This window comes from Vibrio sp. 2132-1 (genome assembly GCF_033344315.1).
The window spans coordinates 180,078-190,464 of the sequence record NZ_JAWPON010000001.1 but is presented as its reverse complement, the minus strand read 5'-3'; the positions used below and the strand labels follow the sequence as shown (position 1 = coordinate 190,464).

10 protein-coding genes are annotated in these 10,387 nt (G+C 40.0%); 2 read left to right on the top strand and 8 right to left on the bottom strand.

Annotated features, from left to right (window positions below):
• Window positions 1-22 precede the first annotated feature (22 nt).
• The 3 genes from R8N47_RS00745 to R8N47_RS00735 form a co-directional block, all read right to left on the bottom strand.
• Entirely contained in the window at window positions 23-214 is a 192-nt protein-coding gene (locus tag R8N47_RS00745; protein ID WP_005373328.1) for a hypothetical protein, read from the bottom strand.
• Window positions 215-323: 109 nt separating this feature from the next.
• Window positions 324-1,259, bottom strand: coding sequence for a universal stress protein (locus tag R8N47_RS00740; RefSeq protein ID WP_005373330.1), 936 nt, complete (start codon window positions 1,257-1,259; stop codon window positions 324-326).
• A 393-nt stretch (window positions 1,260-1,652) separates the two neighbouring features.
• Complete coding sequence (locus R8N47_RS00735; RefSeq protein WP_064354683.1) at window positions 1,653-2,372, bottom strand: SDR family oxidoreductase; 720 nt, start codon at window positions 2,370-2,372, stop codon at window positions 1,653-1,655.
• Window positions 2,373-2,507: 135 nt separating this feature from the next.
• Between R8N47_RS00735 and R8N47_RS00730 the strand changes: the two genes are divergently transcribed.
• On the top strand, window positions 2,508-3,416 hold the full coding sequence (locus R8N47_RS00730; RefSeq protein WP_005373334.1) for a LysR family transcriptional regulator: 909 nt from the start codon (window positions 2,508-2,510) through the stop codon (window positions 3,414-3,416).
• A gap of 90 nt (window positions 3,417-3,506) precedes the next feature.
• On the opposite strand, the gene R8N47_RS00725 is transcribed toward R8N47_RS00730, so the two are convergent.
• Complete coding sequence (locus R8N47_RS00725; protein ID WP_213913550.1) at window positions 3,507-4,280, bottom strand: AraC family transcriptional regulator; 774 nt, start codon at window positions 4,278-4,280, stop codon at window positions 3,507-3,509.
• Window positions 4,281-4,379: 99 nt separating this feature from the next.
• Here R8N47_RS00725 and R8N47_RS00720 point away from each other — a divergent pair, with 99 nt between their 5' ends.
• Window positions 4,380-5,516: a multidrug effflux MFS transporter gene (locus R8N47_RS00720; protein ID WP_064354681.1), complete on the top strand. Its 1,137-nt coding sequence runs from the start codon at window positions 4,380-4,382 to the stop codon at window positions 5,514-5,516.
• A 114-nt stretch (window positions 5,517-5,630) separates the two neighbouring features.
• On the opposite strand, the gene R8N47_RS00715 is transcribed toward R8N47_RS00720, so the two are convergent.
• From R8N47_RS00715 to R8N47_RS00700, 4 genes are all read right to left on the bottom strand, one after another.
• Window positions 5,631-6,041, bottom strand: coding sequence for a hypothetical protein (locus R8N47_RS00715; RefSeq protein WP_005373341.1), 411 nt, complete (start codon window positions 6,039-6,041; stop codon window positions 5,631-5,633).
• 203 nt (window positions 6,042-6,244) lie between these two features.
• Complete coding sequence (locus R8N47_RS00710) at window positions 6,245-6,748, bottom strand: hypothetical protein (protein WP_005373343.1); 504 nt, start codon at window positions 6,746-6,748, stop codon at window positions 6,245-6,247.
• 31 nt (window positions 6,749-6,779) lie between these two features.
• Complete coding sequence (locus tag R8N47_RS00705; RefSeq protein ID WP_064354680.1) at window positions 6,780-7,538, bottom strand: hypothetical protein; 759 nt, start codon at window positions 7,536-7,538, stop codon at window positions 6,780-6,782.
• Window positions 7,531-9,687 (bottom strand): hypothetical protein, encoded by a 2,157-nt coding sequence (locus R8N47_RS00700; RefSeq protein ID WP_318070293.1) that lies wholly within the window; start codon window positions 9,685-9,687, stop codon window positions 7,531-7,533. Before R8N47_RS00700 ends, R8N47_RS00705 begins: the two co-directional genes overlap by 8 nt.
• Between the last annotated feature and the right edge of the window lie 700 nt (window positions 9,688-10,387).

The following is a 10,387-nucleotide window of genomic DNA, read 5'->3' as shown; positions in this document are numbered from 1 at the left end:
AGAGGAACGCCGATACAAACCGCTATTTGCTGTCTGCTACGGCATAAGAACGTAGGTCACTACTTACGTGTTCTTGGCTGAATGTATATGGATTATCGTCATCAGCTAACTCGAATGCATCGTAGGTGCAGTCACCGATATCATTTCTCGGACAAACATAAACATTCGAACGTTCTATCATTTCTGTGTGGCATTTCGGGCATAGGTTTTTCATGTCACTCTCCTCTGATAACTTATTGATACATTGATAATTCCATGTTCTAGAGATCCATCTCCCTCCTTTACCTAAAACATCACTTAAACCCAACTTTGTTACACCCCAATTACTGAATCGGTGAGACAAAGCCATCGGGCTTAAGAGCGACCAAACTACAGTTAATCGATTGCAAAATATTTTCAGCCGTATTACCAATGACATAGCCAGATATACCAGTTCTCGCTAAGGTTCCCATTACCAGCACGTCTACCTCAATACTCTCTACGTAATCTGGAATCTTTTCGTCGGGTTTTCCATGCAGGTGGTGAATCACAATTTCACCTGTAATCCCAGACTCCTCCAACAGCTGTTGCAGAGCTTGTTTATGATCGGCTTTTGCTTTGTCGAGTTCATGTTTCAACTCAGCATCATCGACTTGAATCCAAGCGTTACCATTAAGGTAGTTTTCTAAGTAATACTCCCAGCAAGAAATCACGTGTAAACGACTATCGCAGGTGTCGGCTATCGAACGCGATAATTCGAGTAAACGCACGGCTAATGAGTGCTGTTCATCGCTTGCCGTTAATGGGTCGATAGCCACAGCAACACGGCGCTTATCTCTTGGCTTATCAATTGGTCGGTGCAACCAAAGCGGACAAGGGCATTTTCGTAACAGAGTCATATCAATAGCTTTGAAACCCTCAGCACCTTCACCGAGCGGTTCAGCTTCTTTGATGATGAGATCTTTGTTATCAGCTAATGCTTCTTGAATAATACAGACAGCGGGCTTTTCACTGCTTTTCACAGTAAGAGGAAATGCGAGATCCTCTTCAGAGAGTCCCAGCTTCTGTCTGTATTCGTGAATACTTTGTTTGAGGGAGTCTTGCAGCGATTGCTCATAACTTTGCTGATACTGGATCATGTCTGTTGGGAAATCAGGACACGCTATTAGCCCTGAGACAGGCACTTTGTTGCTAGATGCAATCCTCATCGCTTGTTCGAGGGCGTCACTATGGCCTGGCAATCCTTGTGTTGCAAAAAGTATGTTTGCGAATCGTTTCATACACACCTCCTTGTTTGGTTAAATATTAACCATCCACAAAGTATAATACCTAACGGATAATTGTAACGGCTTGTGACGTTGATGAAATCAATTCTCATTAAGAGACGGATATTGCTTCATTTTGTTTTACGTCACACTCTCCTTTCTTCACAACTATCGCCTTCGACCTAAATAAATTCCGCTACCTAAAATTGAGACCAAATAAAAACCCAAATTACTCAAAGTTTTTTCTCACCTTGAGTAACTTGGGTATAAGCAATAACACACTTAGTGTCCGGATTTAAATGGATGACCTAAATTTTCACGCAACTTAGTTTAAAGATGCCATCTCAATCACGAATCGATATGCAAAGTTTTACGGCTTTAGTGACCTAAAATCGCCGTAACTCAATGTTAAGGTTGTTGTTTTGTCGGTGCCAAAGCAATTTCACGAACACATACACCTTGCGGTTGCTGATAAGCAAACAGCACTGCTCGTGCAATGTCGTCTGCTGCCAACACGCCGCCCATATCCACCTTCCAGGCGTCATAACCATCTTTAATATCTTGAGACGTTGTATGTGAAAGTAATTCCGTTTCCACTGCACCAGGTGCAATCGTCGTAACGCGAACATTCGATGACGCAACTTCTTCACGTACGTTTTCAGAAATAGCATGAACCGCAAATTTGGTACCGCAATAAGCAGCATGATCAGGGAATGTTTTCTTGCCCGCGATAGAGCTGATGTTAATGATCGTACCACTGTTACGTGCTTTCATAGGTGCTAGGACGGACTGCATGCCATTGAGCAAACCAATTACGTTCACATCAAACATGCGCTTCCACTCCGATGCTTCCTGAGTATCTATCTGACCTAGAAGCATAACGCCTGCGTTATTTACAAGTGCATCTACCGGACCATACAACGATTCAGCTTTCTCAATTGCAGCCTCAAAAGAAGCTTTGTCGGTCACATCTACCTTTTCACAAAGCGTATTTGGTAAGTTTAATGCTTCCAAACGTTCTACACGTCTTGCTAACAAAAGAAGAGCATGGCCCTGTTCACTGAAGTGACGTGCAATCGCTTCACCAATGCCTGAACTAGCGCCTGTAATAACAATTAACTTTTTCATTTTGAATCCTTAATCGAACGGTTTACATCAGTGGCGGTAAGTTTAAGAAAACTTTGTTTGTTGATATATACCGACCTAGTTGAAACACTGTTGTTATACTGCAACAATACTTTTTTGAATTATGAAGAAGTCATCATGCAAACACACATCAACCTTGCGGATATTCGCTCTTTCGTCCTAATCGCTCAACTAGGAAACTTCACGAAAGCAGCAGAGCAACTTGGCGTTTCTCGCTCACACGTTTCACGTCAAATAACAAATCTGGAGCAACAGATTGGTGTCACTTTGCTACAAAGGACCACTCGAACACTGAACCTCACCGAAGCAGGCAAGGTTCTGTATAAACAGTGTGAAACTGCCCTTCACAATATTGATCAAGCTGTTATGGCAGTGGTTGATGATGTAGAAGACTTAAGAGGTGACATTCGTATCAACTGTGTGGGGGGCTATTTAGGAGAAGACGTTGTCGCAGATATCGTTGCTCAGTTTCTAATCCAACACCCACAAGTGAGCATTAACTTAGATTTTAGTAGCCATCGTGTCGATTTAATCGCGGATGAATTCGATATCGCTTTTCGAATGGGAAAGTTAGACGACTCCAACTTTATCGCTCGCAAACTGATCGATGTGGAAATGGGGACATACGCAAGCCCAAACTATTTAGAAACATATGGCTATCCTTCGCATCCAAAGGACTTAGAAAAACACGTTTGTTTGACAGGTAGTGTGACACGGTGGGCATTTGAGAACACGAATACAAAGCAGTCAACGGAACACCAGATACGTGGACAGTTACGATGTAAGAGTGGCAGAGTAATGATAAAAGCAGCCTTGGCGGGAAATGGCATCATCCGTGTGCCAGCACTTTATTGTCAACAAGAACTCCAGACAGGCAAGCTAAAAGAAGTGTTTACCAATTGGAGCATTCCGAGTGTGGAATTTTCACTCCTTTATCATCACGACCGACATCAACCAAAACGCATCCGAGCCTTTGTTGATTTTACCACGCAATACTTTCGCAAACTGCAGAGTAAAGACAAGTAACCTGCACGTTGGTACCTGTCTATGTATGCTTTATAGGCTGAGCCTGTGAACCTGGGGGTTGTTCTAGAAAGAGTGTGAGCATTTTGACTCTTAAGGCTTGGTTTTCATAAACGTCAGAGGTGTTTGTCCAGTTTGCTTTTTGAAAAATGCAATAAATGCACTGTCTGACGAAAACTCCAGCCAATCGGCAACTGCGCTGACTGGCATGCCCGTTGATAACAATTCAACTGCTTTTAAAAGCCTCCACTGTTGCCGCCAATCTTGATAATTCATGCCCGTTTCCGACTTAAATAATCGTGTTACCGTCTTGGTGCTTGCCCCAACTTTGCTTGCAAGAGTAGTAAGCGAAGGAGCTAGAAATGAAGGTTCAACCAACTCTCGACGAAACGTTGTTAAGCGCCGATGCGATGGCAAAGGCAACTGAAACGAATAACGTTTCGCAGCATAAAACTCCTCCCAAAAAAGCGCCGTCGTATTTACCATCTCGCTGCTAGGCTTATCCCACTCCCAAAATAACATTTTATCAATAAGAGCTTGGAGTAAATTATTCACTTCTATCATCGCGATCTTACTCGGACAGGCAAACTCCTCACAATCAAAATACAAAGATCGATACGCCACCACATTCGTCATTAGTGCACGATGCGGCGTATTAGGTGGGATCCAAACCGCCTTTGTCGGTGGCAAAATACAAATCGAGTCTTCCAGAGCAAAACTCATACAACCTTGAGGTGCGTACAATAACTGCCCTTTCTTGTGCATATGCATACCTGAGTCGTGCTTGCCAATATCCGCAGCAATTCCCACTACACAATTAGAAATTTTGTCTGCATCAAATTGTGTTTTTTCGTTAATAAGCGCCATTTTGTCCGAATGTTGATGTATTTGGTTTTTATGTTGTTATTAGATCAATCATAGCCTCATTTATACTGCCCGCCAACTTCATTAACGATGGGTAACAATATGAATACTAAGCCCTCTTTATGGCTCATGCTGGTTATGTTGATGTTTCCGCAAATTGTAGAAACCATCTATAGCCCAGCGTTGAGCTCAATCGCTCTATCATTTGATGTAAACCACGCACAAGCAGCCCAAACATTGTCGATTTACTTCCTAGCTTTTGCCATTGGCGTTGTAGTTTGGGGAGTTCTCGCAGATAAACTGGGAAGAAGGCCCACCATGCTTATTGGGCTCTTTATCTATGGCTGCGCATCTTTACTCGCAACTCAAACCGAAAGCTTTGCTGTTGTCATGGCCGCGCGAGCCCTAAGCGCATTTGGTATCGCGGTAGGATCCGTTGTCACACAGACCATGCTTCGTGACGCGTTTGACGGTCAAGAACTGAGTAAAGTCTTTAGCTTAATGGGGATGGGTATATCAATCAGCCCGGTAGTTGGCATGCTATTAGGCGGGCAGCTTACAGCGCTTGGTGGATACCGTTATGTGTTTTTTGCCTTGTTTTTAATCACGTTAGTATTGCTCGCTTATAACGTTATTAAGCTTCCTGAAACACAGAAGGAACAGACACCAGTACGGTTGCATCAACTTAGCTGGGAAATGGTAAGAGACGCGCGAATTTGGCGCTCAGGATTATTGGTTGCTTTGTATAACATTGCTCTATTTTCTTATTACCAGCTTGGCGCATTTACTTTCTCGGTACTTGGGTATAACTCCGAACAATTTGGATACAGTGGCATGGTACTGGGGTTAGGCACTCTGCTTGGGAGTTGTTTAAACAAATCCCTAGTGTCTAAAAATGTTCGAAAAAGCCAACTACTTTGGCTCTCAGCAGTATTGCTTAGTTTGGGATCAGTCGGTGTGTTGATTCTGAGCCAATCAATCTGGTTTGTTGCTCCAATGGTGTTAGTCGTCATGTCTTATGGGATTGCGATACCCAATATACTCAGTGACGCACTCGTTGATTATAAACAACAGGTAGGTAGCGCAGGCGCTTTATTTGGGCTCATGTACTACATCATGATCGGGACGGGATTAGCGATGGCTGGAACAGCACAAAACTTAGGTGTCGTTCTATTAGCATGTAGCTGTTTAGCGATTTTATTAGCGTTTTCTAAAAGGCAAGTTCATACCAACTTGTGACCAGATACTACGCATTGCTTGCCTAATCTTCCGAAGATTGGTCTACATCTTTTCTAACGGTTAACTAAAACGTAAATAAAAAGCGCCTGTCGGCGCTTTAATTATCCATAGATCTTATTGCCATGTTGGCTCGCCAAACTCTTCACAACGTTGCTTGTCGTAATTTTCAATGCGCCCGCGTTTACCTACAAACTGAACCTGAACAACCATTCCAGCTTCAACATATTCACTGAAATAATCGCAAGAAACACGAAAACTAGTATCGCGTATAACAATTGGTACCCATTCATAGCCGCCGCTGCGTGGTAAGTAAGACTTGAAGGTAATGACCCCGTCATCTGAAACGTTGATTTCTTCATCATATTCATTCAACTTATAAAAACGTTGTCCATCAAACTCTGTCTTTGCTTTTTCAATTATTTCCTTCGTTGCTGTCGATTGCATCGGCGTATTTGAGACCAGTTGACACCCAACAACAGATGTCAATACGGACAAAGCCAAAGCGAGTTTAGTTATTTTATTCATTTACCTAACCACTGTTGAATTATTCAACACTTACCATTTTAAAAGGAGGGAGACCATACTTTATTTTAAAGAAAATAAAAAGCGCCTTTCGGCGCTTTTTATCTGAACATTTCTTATCCAAACGTCTCGAGTAGATTTTCTAGAAAAGCTAACTTTTTATTACAATGAATTTTATTTAGGCTCTCACCGGAATCTATTGCTATTTAACCCCAAGCTTCAAACTCATTAGGCTTTACGTGTTTTATTTTTAATCTAACGTTGGGATCCAGAGCTGTTTCAGTTCCCAATTCACAGTAGTACTCAACAGCATTTTCATCTTCAATCATGTCAACGAAGCTAGCAACGACACTCAACCGTCCACCACCTCTAGTCAATGAAAAGTACGCATTCTTGTTTTCATTTACTTCAAATTTCAAAGGAATGAATTCAGGTTCTTCAAGAGAAATATCTATCCATTTATAGTTATCTAAACTCTTCCCCTTTCGTGGGGCATAAACTGTTTTCAACCCATTTTCGTCAACAACGAAGTACATCGAATTCTCGGCTTGATTAAAGCAAGCTTTCAAACTGCCACCTTTATTTTCTAAATCACACGTAAATATGACAGAATTTTGGTTGCAGCTTGCACTTACAAAATTTGAAAACGACACAATAAATGAAAACCCGACCATCACAATTGATTTATAAATTTCATTGAATTTAAGCATTTCAACTACATTAAAAATAAAAACAATATATTCACTTTATATTAAAATAGTCTTCATCAGGGAATTTTTCGTTGGTTTTGTTAGTACTATACTTTCCATTATATGGATTAATCGTCAGTTCTTCACCATTATTATCAAACTTAAACTGCCTTCCATCAAACTCTCCCTTTATCCTTAAACTTACTCTACCTTCAATAATCTCAATATATTCATATCTTGATGAAAAACTATTCCAGCAAACATCTCGCCTATGTTCGTCATAATTAGCAGAAAAAACTATTGTAGAAGAACAATAATTCTCTTCTCCATTTCTATTCCAATACAAAATCCTATCTTTAGGTATGTTCATATTAAAATTATCTCTCTGAAAAATGTAAGACAACACGCCAGTATAATTATTATTAGCGTTTTTTATTATTTTACCATTATCTCTGTCCAATAATGTATGATCGATAATATCAAAACCATAATCGTAAATGTCATAACTAAGGTTCAAACTACCAATCTCTTTTGGAACTTCTTTTTTTTCTGTGTCAAAAATAAAGTATGCTTCGCTGTTTATATTACCATTAGTCAAGTCAACCAAATAAAGCTCTTCATTCAATTTAATTAAATCGCTTGTGCCACATGAGTCAAAAAAGCTAAAATCATATGAAGTTCCATTTGCTTTTAGAGAATATTGACAAAAAGGCCCCTCAGCCTCTGTGAATTTTTGCTCTTGCGTAATACTGCTTTCCGCAAAAGAATATGTTGATAAAAAGATTAAACTAAATGTAATCATTTTATTCATTTATCATTAACTCCAGCTTGTGATGTAAACTCTTACTTCTTTTATAGTAATTTTTATTGATCATTGAACTATCCTTAAGATAAAACTTACTAAAGTCATAGTTATCGGATATTGAATTACAATTAATCAACTTTGAAAGTTTTAATAAGTTATTTTTTCTCTCTAACAAATGATTGTAACCACCATTTACTGAGATCGTTACACGAAATAGATCATTCTTGGTAGCGAATGGACGAATATCTCCCCAAGCACTACCTTTTACCCAAAACCACCCTGAAGAATCTACTGCCGTGTGTAAATCTTTAGCAACGCTTTCTACCATTTCTTTTGTAAGATCTTTAGTATTCACACCAAAGTATTTAGCATAGTTTTCTATATGTGTTATCTGTAATAAACCACGTCCATGATAGAATGCACCACCTCTGTACTTATTCCATTTCTCTGGATATTTCCCGTTATAATAGTACTCTTCCGTCGTTTTGAAAAAATCACTTTCTTGAAATGCTTGAGACAGAAAGTGGATTTTATTCAAACAATCATCGATTTCATACGTCCTAAACATGTCATTCAAGCTATTTAATAACTCTTCTAAAGAAACATTTCTCATACTGTCATAATGAGAGTTCTCAAAAATAGTTTCTTTTCCACCTAAGACTTCAAGTAAAAAACTCTTGGAAATATCACGATTACAGAAACATTTACTTTGGGTGTGATTTCCTACAAAAGGCCAATAATGCCAAAGGCTCTTATCATCGCTTAGTTGCAAATCACCTTGTAAATCTTGCATCCATGAGAACTTATCTGCTCTTTCCAGTTCGAATTGCGAGAAAAGATCAAAGCTATCCATCACTTGATCGCGCCATGGGGAGTTACGGTAGTCCTCTATAGTCACAAAACCAGCGGAGCACTTAATATCTAGAGCTTCCTTTGCGGTCTGATGGATTGATTCATAAAGACTTTGTGACGACTCTGTATGCCAATCTGTAGGATGTTTCACAATAAATCGCTCAAAGTGTTTACGCTTACCGTCTAAGTATACTTTGGCATCGCGAGCAGTGAACGAGGAGAAGTCCGTTACTTGATCTTCTGTCACAGATTCAAGTAATTGCTGAATAAACGAATTACTCATATCAACGGCACCGCTACTATCGGCCCCATCGAGAACAACAAGTGGATTTTCTTCCGCATTTTTGGGAGAAATCTGTTTTTTGAAAAATTCGGGCGGCTCCTCAAAAGAGAACATCTCGATATGCACACGATTATCTTCTTTCTTAGTTCCAATTGCATCGTTACTGTACTCATGCAGTCCCATGTAACCGATATCTTCCCCAGCTGAAACCTTTATCCCCTCTCTAAATAGGAGTGGGAGTAAAGAAACCACACTACCGTCCCTAATCATTGCCGCCTTGTCCGACATCCATTTAGGTTCTGAAACTGGTTCTGATAGGACAGCAGAGGAATCTTCTAAAATGTCAAAGTCACTATTGAGACCCGAAGCAAACCAAACAATCTTGTTTAACAGTGCTTTTTCGCTACCACTTGCCGATTTACCATTCTCTACCACACGGCACTTTATCATTTTGTAGGTATTTTTGTCGATCTGGTATGGATGGGTCTCCTTCTCTTCTGCATACAGGTATTCAAGTAATGTTCCTTTAGACATCGACTGTTTTTTTTCACTAGAATTAGTAGGCACATCACTATGTTTGAAAGTGCGTACATTTCTCGCTTCTTGTAAACGGTAACGCGTGGTTATAGATGAATTGGCGCCAATATCTGAAGGTGGCGCAAGGTGCATATAAAGTGTATAGAACTTAAATACATCTTCATTATCTTCGGGGTTTACAGCCTCATGCTCGATAAGCACAAAGTTATTACTATACTTAAACTCTTGCTCTTGGTACGTTGATGTTAGGTAATCAGGATTTATGCGAAATTCCACTATTTTTCCATCAAGCATCGCTTGAATAGGTCTGAGCCCTTTCCCCCACGGTAACATTTTTGATGTTAAGTGAATGCCACTATGCCAACCGTACCCTTGTCCTATTAAATAACGACCGCTCTTAGCTTGATCAAACAATTTCGTAAAATCACTGAGCGTGTAGTAAGCGTCACCTTCTCGTTGCGCTATCGGAAAAACTGCATCCATGATTTAAATGTCCTAGTCAGAAAAGTTATCGTCAAAAGTGACAAATGATGGGCGGTTCAAGTTGTTTGACTTCGTGTACACCACCGCATTAACCCTACCTAAATTAGTAGCAAAGCTAGATTGGCTCGCTATGTTAACGGTACTCCCAAGGGCCATTGCCGATATAGAAATTAGGGTGTCATTTTTGGTTTCGAAAATTTGGCTAATGACGTCAGGAAGTGCTTGTTTGAAGTGGTTAAGTGCTTTTTTATAACCGTTTATACCCTCTTCAACAGAACTCAACGATCTTGCAGAAGCTTGGCTTTGTATGAAATCTAAACGACCGATGATTTCACTGTTTAGCTCATCGATGTATGAACAGATTTGATTGTTTATCAACGTCCATAAAACAAACTGCAAATACTTCACAGTATTCCCAGTCCCTAAAAAGCGAAGCTTCGCTAATAATTCATAGGGAGGCTCAAACACATCAGCTTGATATAAGACTCTCAATATATCGCCATTTTCGTGCACTTGCTCCAAGAGCAGTTCAACTAAAGGTTCATATTTCTCTAGCGCAGTAGTATCAGTTTGGATGTGATAAAGTGCCGAAACATAAGCATCAGAAAAATCTTTAGAGTGATTTTGACTAATCGCATAAGGAGACGATATACGGCTTTGCTCTAACACAATATCTTTAAAGTCATCATCACTGAAGGAT

Bases quoted from the DNA above. Each gene is read 5' to 3' on its own strand.
- R8N47_RS00745 (WP_005373328.1), bottom strand. From the start codon at position 214: ATGAAAAACCTATGCCCGAAATGCCACACAGAAATGATAGAACGTTCG.
- R8N47_RS00740 (WP_005373330.1), bottom strand. From the start codon at position 1,259: ATGAAACGATTCGCAAACATACTTTTTGCAACACAAGGATTGCCAGGC.
- R8N47_RS00735 (WP_064354683.1), bottom strand. From the start codon at position 2,372: ATGAAAAAGTTAATTGTTATTACAGGCGCTAGTTCAGGCATTGGTGAA.
- R8N47_RS00730 (WP_005373334.1), top strand. From the start codon at position 2,508: ATGCAAACACACATCAACCTTGCGGATATTCGCTCTTTCGTCCTAATC.
- R8N47_RS00725 (WP_213913550.1), bottom strand. From the start codon at position 4,280: ATGGCGCTTATTAACGAAAAAACACAATTTGATGCAGACAAAATTTCT.
- R8N47_RS00720 (WP_064354681.1), top strand. From the start codon at position 4,380: ATGAATACTAAGCCCTCTTTATGGCTCATGCTGGTTATGTTGATGTTT.
- R8N47_RS00715 (WP_005373341.1), bottom strand. From the start codon at position 6,041: ATGAATAAAATAACTAAACTCGCTTTGGCTTTGTCCGTATTGACATCT.
- R8N47_RS00710 (WP_005373343.1), bottom strand. From the start codon at position 6,748: ATGCTTAAATTCAATGAAATTTATAAATCAATTGTGATGGTCGGGTTT.
- R8N47_RS00705 (WP_064354680.1), bottom strand. From the start codon at position 7,538: ATGAATAAAATGATTACATTTAGTTTAATCTTTTTATCAACATATTCT.
- R8N47_RS00700 (WP_318070293.1), bottom strand. From the start codon at position 9,687: ATGGATGCAGTTTTTCCGATAGCGCAACGAGAAGGTGACGCTTACTAC.